We start from the raw sequence: 13437 nt of genomic DNA on the forward strand, positions 1-13437 counted from the left end.
CCGTCACAAGAGGCAGGCCACCCGAGGTTCAAACATGCTCGACAGCCCAACCCGACATCTGCTCGACACGCTATGCAAGGCGATGGCCGACAAACCGTTTCTGGTGGTGACCGGCGCAGGCATCAGCACCGCCTCCGGCATTCCGGACTACCGCGACAAGGACGGTGTGCGGCGTGGCAAACAGCCGATGATGTATCAGGAATTCCTCGGCAACCCCGCAGCGCGCCAGCGCTACTGGGCACGCGCCATGCTCGGCTGGCCGCGGATACGCGCGGCACAGGCCAATGCCGCACATCAGGCCCTGGCTGCGTTGCAGGCTGAAAACGCTATCACAGGACTGATCACCCAGAATGTCGATGCACTGCATACGCAGGCCGGCAGCCGGGACGTCATCGAACTGCACGGCAGCCTGCACCGGGTGCTGTGTCTGGATTGCCAGCAGCGCAGCGACCGGGCAGCCATCCAAGAGCAGATGCTGGCGCAAAACCCTTATCTGATCGGCGTCCACGCGACACAGGCACCCGACGGTGACACCCTGCTCGACCCGGCTTTCGAGGCCAGCTTCAAGGTGCCCCGCTGCCCGCACTGTGAAGGCGACAGGCTCAAGCCGGACGTCGTGTTCTTCGGCGAAAACGTCGCCGCGCCGACCGCTGCCAAGGCGATGCAGAGTGTCGAGGAGGCCGAAGGTCTGCTGGTGGTCGGCACCTCTCTGATGGCCTGGTCGGCATTTCGCCTGTGCAAAGCGATGGCCGAACAGGGCAAGCCGGTCATCGCCATCAACCATGGCAAGACCCGGGCAGACGAACTGCTTGCAATGAAAATCGAGGCGTCCTGCGAGCAGGTATTGCCGTGGCTCGCCGAGCAGCGGGTTTCGCGTTAAAACAGCCCCAACTGCCCACCGATCAGGGTGCTGAAATCGTCATCCACAAAAGGCAGGATCGCGTCAGCCAGCGGTTGCAGCTGACGAGTCACGTAGTGATCGTAGTCGATCGGGGCGTGACGAATTTCCAGCGGCTCCGGCCCGGCGGTGGTCATCACGTAGCTGATCCAGCCGCCACTCTGATACTGACGCGGTCGTCCCTGCTGGTCGTTGTATTCGTCGGCCAACCGCGCGGCGCGCACATGGGGCGGCACGTTACGCTGGTAGTCATCGAGCTTGCGACGCAGGCGCTTGCGGTAGATCAACAGGTCATCCAGCTCGCCTGACAGGGTGCGCTGTACGTAGTCACGTACGTAATCCTGATACGGCTGACGCTTGAAAATCCGCAGGTACAGCTCCTGCTGAAACCGCTGAGCCAGTGGCGACCAGTCGGTGCGTACGGTTTCGAGGCCCTTGTAGACCATCTCTTCGGAACCGTCAGCACGGGTCACCAGACCGGCATAACGCTTCTTGCTGCCCTCCTCCGCACCGCGCACCGTGGGCATCAGGAAGCGCCGAAAATGCGTTTCATATTGCAGTTCAAGGGCGCTGTGCAAACCGTACTCGGCATGCAAGTGCTCGCGCCACCACTGGTTGACCTGCTGCACCAGCGCCTTGCCGATGCTTGCCGCCTCTTCCTGCCCGTGAGGACGACCCAGCCAGACGAATGTCGAGTCGGTATCGCCATAGATCACGGTGTAGCCCTGCGCCTGAATGAGGTCGCGGGTCTTGAGCATGATTTCATGCCCGCGCAGGGTGATCGATGAAGCCAGACGCGGATCGAAAAAGCGGCAGCCGCTCGAACCCAGCACACCGTAGAAGGCATTCATGATGATTTTCAGCGCCTGGGACAAGGGCGCGTTCTGCTCGCGCTTGGCGGCTTCCCGCCCCTGCCACACACGCTCGACAATGGCTGGCAGGCTGTGACGGGTGCGCGAAAAGCGCGCGCCGCGAAAGCCCGGCACCGACTCGCTGTCCGCAGGATGCCTAAGGCCTTCGATCAAACCCACTGGATCAATCAGAAAGGTACGAATGATCGACGGATAAAGGCTTTTATAGTCCAGCACCAGCACCGACTCATACAGCCCTGGCTGGGAATCCATGACAAAACCGCCAGGACTGGCCTCCGGCAGGCGCTCGCCCAGGTTGGGCGCAACGAAACCCTGGCGATGCATCAGCGGGATATACAAATGGCAGAACGCCGCAACCGAACCACCGCTGCGGTCGGCAGGCAGACCGGTGACCGTGGCACGTTCGAGCAGAAAGGTCAGCAGTTGCGTCTTGGCAAAGATGCGCGTAACCAGTTCGCAGTCCTTGATGTTGTAACGTGCCAGCGCCGGCTTGTCCTCGGCGAACATGCGGTTGATTTCGTCCATGCGCTGATATGGCGTATCGATGGCCTTGCCTTCGCCCAGCAGGGTTTGCGCGACGTATTCAAGGCTGAACGACGGAAAACTCCAGGTCGCCGAGCGCAGTGCCTCGATTCCGTCGATGATCAGCCGCCCGCTCACGTCGGCAAAAAAATGGTTGTTGCGACTGCCGTGCTCACGCCAGCCCATCGCTTCACCGTCACGCCCGAGCCTTAACGGCACTTGCAGGCGCTGGGCATGCTCATGCAGCACGCGCAAATCGAACTGGATGACGTTCCAGCCGATAATCGCATCAGGGTCGTGCAGCGCTAGCCACTCGTTAAGGCGTTCGAGCAACTGCGCGCGGGTATCGCAATAGTCGAGCTGAAAATCCAGCGCCTCGTCGCCACCATTGGCCGGGCCCAGCATGTAGACCTGGCGCTGACCACAGCCCTCCAGCGCAATCGAATACAACTCGCCGCGTGCCGTGGTTTCGATATCCAGCGAGACCAGTTTCAGGTTGGGACGGTAATCGGGCGCCGGCTTGATCTGCGCGTCGCAGAGCACGCCCTCGGCATCCGGCGTGCCGCCAAACTGCACCGGCGCGGTGATAAAGCGCTCCATCAGGTAGCGTTCTGGCGGTCGAATGTCCGCTTCGTAGACGTCTACATTGCCCCTGCGCAGCAGCTTTTCGATGTTCATCAACTGGCGATGCTGCTGGCAATACACACCCAGCACCGGGCGGTGACGGAAATCACAGAGTTCCAGCGGGCGTAGCTCTACGCCACGTTCGGTACGCAATAACGATCGGGCGCGCTCGCCCTGCTCGGCAGGAATAAAGGCAACCGAGGGCTGGCAAGGCAGACGGATATGGCGCGGGCCCTGATCGGTGGCCAACCAGAAGTCGACCTCGGTCCCGGCGGGCGTATCTTGCCAGTGCCGACTCAGTATAAAGCCCTGCTGTACATCCAACGCTGTTACCTCGACCGCTCGGTGAAACAACTGATTCTACTTGGCTATGAGGCCAAAGGCGCGTCTGGCGGGCGAATTAGCGGCACATTGGGGGCGCGGATAATTGATTCCTCCTATTCCCGTGATCCTTATTTACTGCTTGCTCGTTTCTGCGTGCTGGATGATTCTGTAGTGGTTCTGGCAATGCACTACAGCCATCCAGGTCCCGATCACGGAGAGCCCCATGAAAACCGTCGCCCAGCTACTGAAATTGAAAGACCTGCGGAACCAGCAAGTGCATACCATCGGACCGGATCAGATGGTGCTCGACGCACTCAAGTTAATGGCTGAAAAGAACATCGGTGCGCTGCCGGTGGTCGAGGGCAACGTGGTGGTCGGCGTCATCAGCGAACGGGACTATGCGCGCAAGGTGGTCCTCAAGGGGCGTTCGTCGGTGGGGACACCGGTCAGGGACATCATGAGCAGCAAGGTGATCACTGTCGACTCGCAACGCAGCGTCGAGGCGTGCATGGGCATCATGACCGACAGCCACCTGCGCCACTTGCCAGTGGTGGAAGGCGGACAGTTGCTGGGCCTGCTGTCCATCGGTGACCTGGTCAAGGAAGCCATTGCAGAACAGGCCAGCCTCATTCAACAGCTCGAGCAGTACATTCGCGGCGAATGAACTGAGCAACGCATCAGGCGCAGCGCGCGTTTGCCGCGCGCCGCGCCGTTCACTCAGTCGTCCAGCGTCTTGCCAGGCGCCCCGCCCTTGACCGGCTTGCCCGGTTTTTCGGCCGGCGCAGGTTTGGCTGGCGGCTCGGGAGCAGGTGCTGCGGCTTCCTGCTCGCGCATCGGCATCTGATCGATAGTGGCGAAGATTTCCTTGGGGTCTAGCGATTCCGGATCTTTGAGAGTCTTATCGACCTTTTTCTCGCCGTCCTTGCCCACCAGAATGACCCTGGTCCCCGTCCCCGCCCCGAGCTTCAGCTCACGGATCAATGCCATGGTCGACTGCGGGTCCATGGTTTTACCATCGTGCTCGCCCATGGTGTTGACCACCGTGAACAGGACCATATTGCGCTGCGCAAAGGCCTCACGGTTGGCAGGCTCGTCCAGTGACTTCTTGAGCTTGACCAGCACCGGATCGTTGCTGCTGGGGGCGATGATGATCAAGGGGCGCGACTTGCCGCGCTCCTGCGCCAGAGGGCCATCGCTGTCGGCAGCAAGCGCTGTACCGGCAGCGACGAGCAGGGTGGCGAGGGTCAGGGACCGGATTAACATGGTGGGCTCCTTTCAAATCCATTGGGTAGCCATCGCGTACAGACCGACACGATGCTGGTCTGTTCTACCGCATATGGGTCATCCCGGTACAGCCCGATGTAGTCCTTTTCCTTAATCCGTGGCGTCAGGCAGTGCGTGCAAATGACCGATCACAGGCGCTGTCTAGGCTCGCCGCCAAGCCTTGGACGATCTGCGCCACTTCAGCGGCGTCCAGCACCAGGGGTGGCAACAGGCGGATGATTTTGCCCCGAGTGACATTGATCAGCAGGCCATGTTCCTCGGCTGCAATGCGTGTCAGTTCAGGTATGGCCTGGCGCAATTCGATCCCGATCATCAAACCCTGGCCACGAACGTCCAGCACGTTCGGGTGGGCACCCAGCGCATTGCGCAGCCCGGCCAGCAACTGCCTGCCTTGCAGTGCGGCGTTTGCCACCAGCGCCTGTTGTTCGATGATATCGATCACCGTGCAGCCGACCCGGCAGGCCAGCGGATTACCGCCGAAGGTACTGCCGTGGCTGCCGGGCGTGAACAGTTGCGCCGCCCGGCCCCGGGCCAGGCAGGCGCCGATCGGTATGCCGTTGCCCAGCCCCTTGGCCAGGGTCATGACGTCTGGAACGATGCCCTCATGCTGAAAGGCAAACCACTTGCCGGTACGGCCCATGCCGGTCTGGATTTCGTCGAGCATCAACAGCCAGTCACGCCGCGTGCAACGCTCTCTCAAGGCCTTGAGATACCCGGCGGGTGCCATCTGCGCGCCGCCCTCGCCTTGAATCGGCTCGACCAGCACGGCGCAGATCCGGTGCCCATAGGTCGTGCAAACCTTGTCGAACGCCGCCAGGTCGCCAAATGGCACCTTGATGTAATCGCCCGGCAAGGTACTGAAACCCAGGCGCACAGCTGGTCCGTCGCTGGCCGATAGCGTGCCCAGCGTGCGGCCGTGAAAGGCGTTTTCCATGACCACGACCAGAGGCCGTTCGATGTATTTGTGCCAGCCATGCAGGCGCGCCAGCTTGAGCGCAGTCTCGTTGGCCTCGGCACCGGAATTGTTGAAAAACACCGCGTCCAGCCCCGACAAGGCCGTCAGTTTCTGCGCAAGGCGCTGCTGCCAGTCGACGGTGTACAGGTTGGAGGTGTGCAACAGCAGACCCGCCTGATCACGAATCGCCTCTACCAGCAGTGGATGCGAGTGCCCCACGTTGGTCACAGCCACGCCTGCCACGGCGTCCAGGTACTCGCGCCCGCCTTGGTCCCACAGACGTGTGCCCAGACCATGAGTGAAGCTCAGGGCCAGAGGTTGGTAAGTGCTCATCAGGCAGGTGGCGGTCATGAGGTGAAGCTCCTTGGGTATGTTTCGGTTTTTGCAGTATCGTTAACCACCTCAAATGGATAAACAGCGAAATACTTCAATCATTTTAAAGCTGAGATTGATAATGGATTTATTTCAGGCAATGCGCGTGTACGTGAAAGTGGTCGAGGCAGGCAGCCTGACGGCAGCGGCGCAAGCGTGTTCGATTTCCACCACCATGGTCGGCAATCACTTGCGCGCACTGGAGGAGCGCCTGGGCGTCAGCCTGTTGCAGCGCACCACACGCCGCCAGCGACTGACGGAATTCGGTACCGCGTATTACGAGCGTTGCCTCGAGGTGCTGGGGCTGGTGGCCGAGTCCGAGCAGTTGGCCGAGCAGGCCCACGGCGACCCCACAGGTACACTGCGCATCACCGCGCCACTGACCTTCGGCTCGGAAGTGCTGGCGCCTGCTCTGGTCGAATTTTCGCGGCGCTTTCCCGAGGTCAAGCTCGATCTGGTGCTGACCAATCAACGTCTGGACATGATCGACAATGGCTTTGACGTCGCCATTCGCCTGGGCAACATGCCTGAATCGTCGCCACTGATCGCGCGCGCCCTGCAGGATTACACCTTGACCATCTGCGCCGCGCCGGACTATCTGGCCCGCCACGGCACGCCGACGCATCCCGAGGATCTTCGTGAGCATAACTGCCTGGCGTTCGCCTACCCGGCGGGAGACGAATGGCGCACTGCCGGTACACAGTGGCGTATGACCGGCGCAGACGGCGACGTGCTGGTGGAGGTAAGCGGTTCGATGGTGGCCAACACTTCCGCCGGTCTTTATCAGGCGGCTCGTGCAGGCATGGGCGTAGTGATGCTTCCGGATGCGCTGGTGCAGCGAGACTTGCAGGAAGGCCGGCTGATTGCGTTGTTCCCCGACTACCATTTGCCCAGACGACCGACAAACCTGCTGTATGTGCAGGACCGTTATCGATTGCCCAAGCTGAGAAGTTTTGTGGAGTACGCGACGGGGCTTTGGGGGCGGTAAGGGCTTACCGCCGGAGGGTTAACGGGTCGACTCCGGCGCGCAGCCTTTGCGGTGCGCGCCGGGGTGTACCGGGAATGAACGTCAGACCCGGAATCGACTGACCAGGCTTTGCAGATGCACGCCCAGACGAGCGAGCTCGACGCTCGACGCAGCGGTCTCTTCACTGGCAGAAGCCGTCTGTTCGGAGATGTCTCGCACATTGAGGACACTGCGGTTGATCTCTTCGGCAACGGCGCTTTGCTCTTCGGCGGCAGCGGCGATCTGATGGTTCATCGTCTCGATCGTCGAGATCGCCTGAGTCATGTTATTGATGGAAACACCCGCGTTGCGCGTCAGCTCGACACTGTTTGCAGTCAGTGCCTGGCTGTTGTCGAGGATCGTTGCCACCTGCGCCGTGCGGGTATGCAGGCCACTGATCAATGCCGCGATCTCTTCGGTCGACGTCTGCGTGCGCTGGGCCAGGCTTCTCACTTCGTCAGCCACCACCGCAAAGCCTCGGCCTGCTTCGCCCGCACGCGCGGCTTCGATTGCAGCGTTGAGGGCCAGCAGATTGGTCTGCTCGGCAACGGCCTTGATGACATCGAGCACGCCACCAATCTTGTTGCTCTCATTCTTGAGGTCGTCCATCGCGGACTTGGAGTGAGAGACTTCAGTTGCGAGCTTCTCGATCTGGGCAACCGCCTTGGAAACCACGCCGTCGCCTTCGCGAGCTTCTTTCGAGGCGTTGACCGCAGCGTGCGAAGCCTGTTCTGCGTTGCGTGCGACTTCCTGAACGGTCGCAGACATTTCGTGCATCGCAGTGGCGACCTGATCGGTTTCGCTCTTCTGGCTGTTGACGCCAGCGCTGGTCTGCTCGGTGACGGCCGACAACTGTTCGGCGGCACTGGCGATTTGTGTCACGCCATCGCGCAAGCCACCAATCAGCTCGCGCAGGTTGCCGGTCATGCGCATCATGCTGCCCTGCAACTGGCCCAGTTCGTCCTTGCGGGTGACTACCTGGTTGTGCGTCAGATCACCATCAGCGACACGCTCGGCCAGTTTCAATGTTTCACGCAGCGGGCCAACGATAAGGTTGGTAATGACCCACGCCGCCAGGGCGCTCATGATCAACGCTGCAATCAGCCAGACAGAGAGCAGCATCTTGGCCTGACTCACATCCTCAACTCTCAGGTTGACCTGGTTCTCGGACAGCTTGTCAGCACATTCAAACAGGATGCCGATGTCTTTGGTGATGCCTGCCTGAGCCAGATCAATCCTGGCCTGCGCCGCGGTGAACTGATTCAAGGTGTTCTGATAGCTGAGCATAGAGTCAACAAGGTGCTTGATGGTCACCGACTGACCCTCGAAACCTTGCAGATTTCTGACAAACTCGATAACCGTGTTCATCGATGTTTCCGCTGGAGCACGGTTTTCCGGCTTCAGCGAATAGGTGTAACCACGCAAGTCGAAGCGCATTTTCTGGAACAGCGTCATCGCCTGCACGATGGCATCGCGCTGCGCGGGGGTGCCGTCATCGGATCGGGCAACGGCGTTGAGCTTTTGCAAATCATCAGCGCCTGCATCGGCGTACTGGCCAAACACCGAACGGGTGGCCTCACGGGCAGCGGTTGCCTGCATGAGGTTGTCGTAGTGAATACGGTAATCCTTCAAGGCGTCGGCGGCAGTATTGACCAGCGGTATATTCAACGGCGAGTCGAACACCTTCTGCGCATACTTCACATGATTTTCGAGACTTTCGAATGCTTTCAGCCAGTTGCTGGCGCGCTCGGCGTCATAGTTGACCGAATAGGCCAATCGGGCAATACGGACATCTCGCGTAAGCGAGCTCAGCTTGCCGATGTCGGAAATCCGCTCGCTTCGTTCACTCAGCGAGGTGATGCCTGTCCAGCCTGTCAGCGCAATCAGCACCGTCAGTACGATGACCAAAGCAAACCCGAGCACGAGCTTGGACCTGACAGAAATATTGCTCAGAGTATTTATCACGGGGAGTCGCTCTTTTGTTGGTCATCAGTGGAATGCAAGAGGCCTGTCCTTGCCATCTATCTATACAATCCACAGATGTCGGCAGCGAGGCTTCAAACTTTAAAACTGACGTCAATATTTCGCTTGAAAATAAATCCTCGCGGGCGCGACCAACCCCGATGGCATTTTCATTCGAGTCAGTTAGCATGGGCCGTTACCCACACTTGGGTATTCTGGAGAAGTGCATGAGTCTGGAATTGATCGCCTCAAAAAGCAGCTTGTTGACCATCGAGGAGCGCTCTGCAATTGCCGAGATCGAGGCCACGACCAATGTGCTGCGCCTTGTCACTCGCCTGACAGGCATGCGCTTCGCCGGTATTGCCAAGTTTACCGATGCCGACTGGATCGCCTGCTCTGTCTATGACCCGACAGACCTGGGTATCGACGACGGCGACGTGTTCAAACTCGAGACCACGCTCTGCAACGAGTTTTGCGTCAACCCCGAAGCACTGTTCGTGCCGCAGATCAGCACGAACGGCCGGTATGCGAACCTGCCGGTGGTAAAGCGCTACGCCATCGAAAGCTATGCCGGCGTACCGATCTACCTTCCCGACGGGCAACTGTATGGCGCGTTGTGCGCTCTGGACTCCAGAACGACGCTGTTTGACGACCCCGATCTGGCGGAAACCCTGACCCTGTTCGCCCGATTGATCGGGTGCATTTTCTTCGCCAACATCAACGAAGGCAGCTGACTCGGGCGCAGCACTGCCGACTTACGGGCTGACAGACTGCTCTGCAAGCGCATACAGGGGCACCGATTCGAGCAAGGCACTGCTGAACTGACCTTCGTCGAGTTGCATGCGATGTCGGGGCGGAACGGGTGTCGCAGGGTGATCGCCGTCCAGCAAGGCTTCGACAGGCAGATCGATCCCGAAATGAGGAAATGGCTCCTGAGCCACCCAACCGCCAGCGGCCAGGACCAACAATAGAAAAATACCCGCAATGGGTTCTTTGGGTCTGCACATTCTCGTTTCTCCAATCCGGCAAAACGATCTGGCTCACAATGAGCCACTCAGTATAAAAGCCGGGGCGTCACCCGGCTCTCGCGGTCGTCGCATTACGCGAAGGGCTCTTCGCCCTGCAACTTGGTGCGGTGCATCATTCGCCCGCACTCGGGGTCATAAGCTTCGGCCCGGTGCATGGTGCCGGTGTTGTCCCAGATCACCAGATCACCGACCTGCCACGCATGGCTGTAACTGAACGCCTCGGACGTGGCCCACTCGCGAAGGCCAACCAGAATTCGCGCACTTTGCGCCAGGCTGAGGCCAACGACTTGCTGCGCGGTGCAGCCCAGAATCAGCGACTTGCGACCGGATCGGTGCTTCCAGACCAGCGGCAACTCCTTCTCGCCGATAGCCTGCATGGCCTCGAGCATCGCAAGGCCGGGCTCCGGATTGTAATAGAGTAACGATGCCCATGGGGCATGAATGACGCGCAGACCGTCGTAATGCTGTTGCTCAGCGCTCGATAGTCCCTCGTACGCCGCGTAAGTGTTACAGAAACCCGTGTTGCCTCCCCAGCTGGCGGGCACCTTGCAGGACAACAACGAAGCCAGAATGGGTGAATCGCTGCTCGTACCGTCTATGTGCCAGTAGAGCGAACCTTTGAGAAACTCCGCGCCTGCCGGATTCTCTTTCACATCCAGGCTGATCCGGGTGATGTTCTGCCCATCGCCGGGTTCAGGGCAGAACGTACCCAGCGTGCGAGTGAAGGCAATTTGCTCTGCGTCGGAAAAATGAATCTGCGGGAACACCAGCACCCCTCGCTGCTCCAGCAGCTCCCGGATCTCGCCAGCGAATTGCCCCGACAGCAGTTCCTGCTTGCCGTTGAAAACACGCGCGCCAATACCTGGCTTGATGGGCTCCTGTGACAGCTGAACGAGCGAAGTGGCTAACATGGTGCGACCCTCCTCATAAGTGAACACAACGGTACACTTATGAGGAAATGGAAGCAATAGCTCTGTTTTGCCGCGGGACGTTTTAAAGGGAATGCAGATAATTACCCAAGTGATCGTGCAGGAAGAAAGCGAGCAATACTCCGATAAGCATTGCCAGCAAATCCAGCGCTCTGGCCTTGCCCCATATCGGCGTGCGCTCCCGGAGTCGAAAATACCAGGGGCCCGTACAGAGAATAAGACCCTGCCCCAGGAACCAGACAAGGACAATGAAAAGCCCAGTGCTTAAGAGGCTGTCGTTTCTGACAATCAGAGAACCTGTCGACTGACTCAAGGCAGCAAAATAAAGGCCGACCACCCCGATGACCGCCATCGTCAGCCCAATGGGCCAGGCTGGAAAGCCACGACGCTGTACGTGCTTTTCAAGGTTCGACCGATCCCCCTCCAAGAGCTCGATGGTTCTCGGCCATCCTGCAATACGCGCAAGCGTCAGTACGTCATGGCCATTGCTGTTGGTCGCCGCAGAATCTGCCCCCATGTACAGAAGCGTAGCGACGAAATTGCAATTACCGGCGAGGGTTTCGCGATGGATCATTTGCCAGCCCGAGTCGTCGTAGTCAGTGGCCAGACCCGGATCATCCCGAAGGCCCTCTTCCACGGCACCCTGTGCGTTCAGTCCCATCGGATGCTCAAGCCGCTCCAGCTTGTTCAAGGCACGTTTATCCGATGCACTGTCCAGTGCGCGCGAGAAGCAGACCGGTGACTTGCCCTCTGCTGGCGGAACAAGCATAACGGTCCCCGCCTCACCAAAGTCCAACCCCCACGCCTGGTCATGCTCGACGCGCTCGGCCGCAGACATGCCGGACCGCAGGGCATCGATAGTGAAACCGCCAAATGCGCGACCGCCAAACACATAGACCCAGTCATTCAAGCGGTCCAGGGAAACCGACACAGGGTCCCCTGCATTTATCGAACTCACCCACACAGGCTCATTCATGAGAATGCCCGAGAGGGTCAGGCCGTCGAAATCGACATCCGTGACCCACATGTTCTCAACCGATGGGCTGTCGGGATCGGCTGAGTCAGTCGTGAAGGACACCTTTACCGCAGCCAGGTCCAGCGCTTTCACAATTCGGCGACGCTCCCAGGACATCTCGCGCCAGAAGAATCTGAAGGTGCGCTGCGCACTGGCAACCGCAACACGAAAGTCCTCGCTCTCGCCTTCAACACCGTAAATTTTTTGCTCCGTCATTGGCAGGGTCATTCCTTGTTTGATGAGTGCGAACAGAATGGCGGTGTCGCTGGCCCTCATTCAATTCGGCTGTTTTAAATACATTATTTCTTGAGTCACTGTGGCGCCAATCTCGATATTACCTGCTTGCGGCCAGGATAATCCGCTGCCAAAGTGCCTCGAACGAACGCCTGAAAATCGATACTGGCGTGCCTCAATCGGAGCAGAAATGAAATACGACGACGCCTCCTGGCACTATAACGGCAACTTTCCCAGCGACCTTCCACACGCCGCCGGTGCAACGCACATCGGTATGTTTCTGGCCTGGATGCTGCTGAACAAACTGGCCAGTGAAGAGCTGCTCGATGATGCAGAAAGCGAGGTAGACGCGCTGGAAAAACGCGAGCTTACGGGCAGTGCCTTCGTTATATCAATGCTCGACGAAAAGCTTACCGATCAGGAGTTCAATACAGTCGGCAATGCGTTCGCGATAGCCTATTACGAGGGACTGAACAGCGACAGCCGCTATGTCGATGATTACGTGCTCGCCTTTGGTGTCACCCAGGATGCGATCTACAGCGTTGAAGACACCTGGGCCAATTACGACAAACTGTCCCCAGTCATAGATGCTCGTTTTGCAGACTGGCAAGCGATGGGCAAACCCGAATATATTGTCTGACCCGTATAACGCGGCGGCAGCTATACCGCAAAATGCCGCTTCGGCCTCACCGCCAATACGCAATTCAAGGAACGAATCAACGTGCACGCCCCTGCCCCGCAAATCCTCATCCAGCGCATGGCCGACATTCACCTCGAAGGTGTCACTGCACTCTATAACGAGCCTGCGGTGTGCCGTCAGGTACTGCAGATGCCTTATCAGTCCATCGAAGTCTGGCGCAAACGCCTGGCTGCCAGTACCGAGCGACACGTGAAACTGGTCGCTCTCCATGGCAACGAGGTGATTGGCAGCATTGGCCTGGAGCAGTATTCGCGCAGTCGACAAAGCCATGTCGGCGCTATCGGTATGGGCGTCGCATCGGCCTGGCAGGGCAAAGGCGTCGGCTCGAAGTTGCTGGCAACAGCACTGGACATCGCAGATAACTGGATGAACCTGCACCGAGTGGAGTTGACCGTGTATGTCGACAACGAAGCAGCCCAAGGTCTGTATCGAAAATTCGGTTTCGAAACAGAGGGCCGGCTGCGCAACTACGCGGTGCGCGATGGCCTGTTCGTCGATGCCTTGAGCATGGCGCGGCTCAGATAAACCGTGTCCGTCAAAACCGCTACTTGAGCGATGCGTTAAAGCATGCAAGGATCAGCCATGAATCAATTTCCCCAAAGCAACCGACATCACCACCACAGCCCGCTTCAAGGTGCTGCGGTTGCTTGTGCTCATCGATTGGCCAGATATAGATCCACATTCTGACCCATCAGTGAAACCGACCAAGGCG

General features: G+C 59.2%; 13 protein-coding genes and 1 pseudogene. 6 read left to right on the forward strand and 8 right to left on the reverse strand.

Annotation, left to right across the window (positions count from 1 at the left end; genetic code table 11):
- Positions 1-34 precede the first annotated feature (34 nt).
- Positions 35-880, forward strand: a complete 846-nt coding sequence (locus P406_RS24120; protein WP_046237577.1) for an NAD-dependent protein deacetylase — start codon at positions 35-37, stop codon at positions 878-880.
- On the opposite strand, the gene P406_RS24125 is transcribed toward P406_RS24120, so the two are convergent.
- Positions 877-3240 carry a DNA polymerase II gene (locus P406_RS24125; protein WP_046237578.1) on the reverse strand — a complete coding sequence of 788 codons (2364 nt, stop codon included), beginning with the start codon at positions 3238-3240 and terminating at the stop codon, positions 877-879. The genes P406_RS24120 and P406_RS24125 overlap by 4 nt on opposite strands.
- A gap of 223 nt (positions 3241-3463) precedes the next feature.
- Here P406_RS24125 and P406_RS24130 point away from each other — a divergent pair, with 223 nt between their 5' ends.
- Positions 3464-3904, forward strand: a complete 441-nt coding sequence (locus P406_RS24130; protein WP_046237579.1) for a CBS domain-containing protein — start codon at positions 3464-3466, stop codon at positions 3902-3904.
- Positions 3905-3957: 53 nt separating this feature from the next.
- Here the strand turns inward: P406_RS24130 and P406_RS24135 are convergent, their stop codons facing one another.
- Together P406_RS24135 and P406_RS24140 are read right to left on the reverse strand one after the other, a co-directional pair.
- Positions 3958-4503 (reverse strand): DUF4174 domain-containing protein, encoded by a 546-nt coding sequence (locus tag P406_RS24135; RefSeq protein WP_046237580.1) that lies wholly within the window; start codon positions 4501-4503, stop codon positions 3958-3960.
- Positions 4504-4627: 124 nt separating this feature from the next.
- Entirely contained in the window at positions 4628-5830 is a 1203-nt protein-coding gene (locus P406_RS24140; RefSeq protein WP_046237581.1) for an aspartate aminotransferase family protein, read from the reverse strand.
- A 103-nt stretch (positions 5831-5933) separates the two neighbouring features.
- Here P406_RS24140 and P406_RS24145 point away from each other — a divergent pair, with 103 nt between their 5' ends.
- The gene (locus P406_RS24145; protein ID WP_046237582.1) at positions 5934-6839 is read left to right on the forward strand and encodes a LysR family transcriptional regulator; all 906 of its coding nucleotides are present in this window, start codon (positions 5934-5936) and stop codon (positions 6837-6839) included.
- A gap of 81 nt (positions 6840-6920) precedes the next feature.
- Here the strand turns inward: P406_RS24145 and P406_RS30430 are convergent, their stop codons facing one another.
- Both P406_RS30430 and P406_RS30435 read right to left on the reverse strand, forming a co-directional pair.
- A complete protein-coding gene (locus P406_RS30430; protein WP_370737614.1) occupies positions 6921-7793 on the reverse strand; it encodes a methyl-accepting chemotaxis protein in 873 nt (290 codons plus the stop codon).
- A pseudogene (locus P406_RS30435) lies at positions 7776-8822 on the reverse strand (methyl-accepting chemotaxis protein); the annotation flags it as partial. The pseudogene P406_RS30435 and the gene P406_RS30430, both read right to left, overlap by 18 nt.
- Positions 8823-9046: 224 nt before the next feature.
- On the opposite strand from P406_RS30435, the gene P406_RS24155 reads away from it, so the two are divergent.
- Positions 9047-9553, forward strand: coding sequence for a GAF domain-containing protein (locus tag P406_RS24155; RefSeq protein WP_003410007.1), 507 nt, complete (start codon positions 9047-9049; stop codon positions 9551-9553).
- Between the two features lie 21 nt (positions 9554-9574).
- On the opposite strand, the gene P406_RS24160 is transcribed toward P406_RS24155, so the two are convergent.
- The 3 genes from P406_RS24160 to P406_RS24170 form a co-directional block, all read right to left on the reverse strand.
- On the reverse strand, positions 9575-9826 hold the full coding sequence (locus P406_RS24160) for a hypothetical protein (RefSeq protein ID WP_032702858.1): 252 nt from the start codon (positions 9824-9826) through the stop codon (positions 9575-9577).
- A 92-nt stretch (positions 9827-9918) separates the two neighbouring features.
- Complete coding sequence (locus P406_RS24165) at positions 9919-10758, reverse strand: TauD/TfdA dioxygenase family protein (RefSeq protein ID WP_003410004.1); 840 nt, start codon at positions 10756-10758, stop codon at positions 9919-9921.
- A gap of 82 nt (positions 10759-10840) precedes the next feature.
- Positions 10841-12067: a YegJ family protein gene (locus P406_RS24170; protein ID WP_052739357.1), complete on the reverse strand. Its 1227-nt coding sequence runs from the start codon at positions 12065-12067 to the stop codon at positions 10841-10843.
- Between the two features lie 148 nt (positions 12068-12215).
- Here P406_RS24170 and P406_RS24175 point away from each other — a divergent pair, with 148 nt between their 5' ends.
- Positions 12216-12665 (forward strand): DUF7832 domain-containing protein, encoded by a 450-nt coding sequence (locus P406_RS24175; protein ID WP_003416281.1) that lies wholly within the window; start codon positions 12216-12218, stop codon positions 12663-12665.
- A gap of 81 nt (positions 12666-12746) precedes the next feature.
- Positions 12747-13250, forward strand: coding sequence for a GNAT family N-acetyltransferase (locus P406_RS24180; RefSeq protein ID WP_003409996.1), 504 nt, complete (start codon positions 12747-12749; stop codon positions 13248-13250).
- Positions 13251-13437 lie beyond the last annotated feature (187 nt).

The organism is Pseudomonas syringae pv. coryli str. NCPPB 4273 (genome assembly GCF_000972175.1).
Classification (GTDB): Bacteria; Pseudomonadota; Gammaproteobacteria; order Pseudomonadales; family Pseudomonadaceae; genus Aquipseudomonas; species Aquipseudomonas syringae.

Excerpts from the sequence above, each read along its gene's own strand:
- P406_RS24120 (WP_046237577.1), top strand. The coding sequence starts at position 35 with ATGCTCGACAGCCCAACCCGACATCTGCTCGACACGCTATGCAAGGCG.
- P406_RS24175 (WP_003416281.1), top strand. The coding sequence starts at position 12,216 with ATGAAATACGACGACGCCTCCTGGCACTATAACGGCAACTTTCCCAGC.
- P406_RS24135 (WP_046237580.1), bottom strand. The coding sequence starts at position 4,503 with ATGTTAATCCGGTCCCTGACCCTCGCCACCCTGCTCGTCGCTGCCGGT.
- P406_RS24160 (WP_032702858.1), bottom strand. The coding sequence starts at position 9,826 with ATGTGCAGACCCAAAGAACCCATTGCGGGTATTTTTCTATTGTTGGTC.
- P406_RS24165 (WP_003410004.1), bottom strand. The coding sequence starts at position 10,758 with ATGTTAGCCACTTCGCTCGTTCAGCTGTCACAGGAGCCCATCAAGCCA.
- P406_RS24170 (WP_052739357.1), bottom strand. The coding sequence starts at position 12,067 with ATGAGGGCCAGCGACACCGCCATTCTGTTCGCACTCATCAAACAAGGA.
- P406_RS24140 (WP_046237581.1), bottom strand. The coding sequence starts at position 5,830 with ATGACCGCCACCTGCCTGATGAGCACTTACCAACCTCTGGCCCTGAGC.
- P406_RS30430 (WP_370737614.1), bottom strand. The coding sequence starts at position 7,793 with ATGATGCGCATGACCGGCAACCTGCGCGAGCTGATTGGTGGCTTGCGC.
- P406_RS24145 (WP_046237582.1), top strand. The coding sequence starts at position 5,934 with ATGGATTTATTTCAGGCAATGCGCGTGTACGTGAAAGTGGTCGAGGCA.
- P406_RS24155 (WP_003410007.1), top strand. The coding sequence starts at position 9,047 with ATGAGTCTGGAATTGATCGCCTCAAAAAGCAGCTTGTTGACCATCGAG.
- P406_RS24130 (WP_046237579.1), top strand. The coding sequence starts at position 3,464 with ATGAAAACCGTCGCCCAGCTACTGAAATTGAAAGACCTGCGGAACCAG.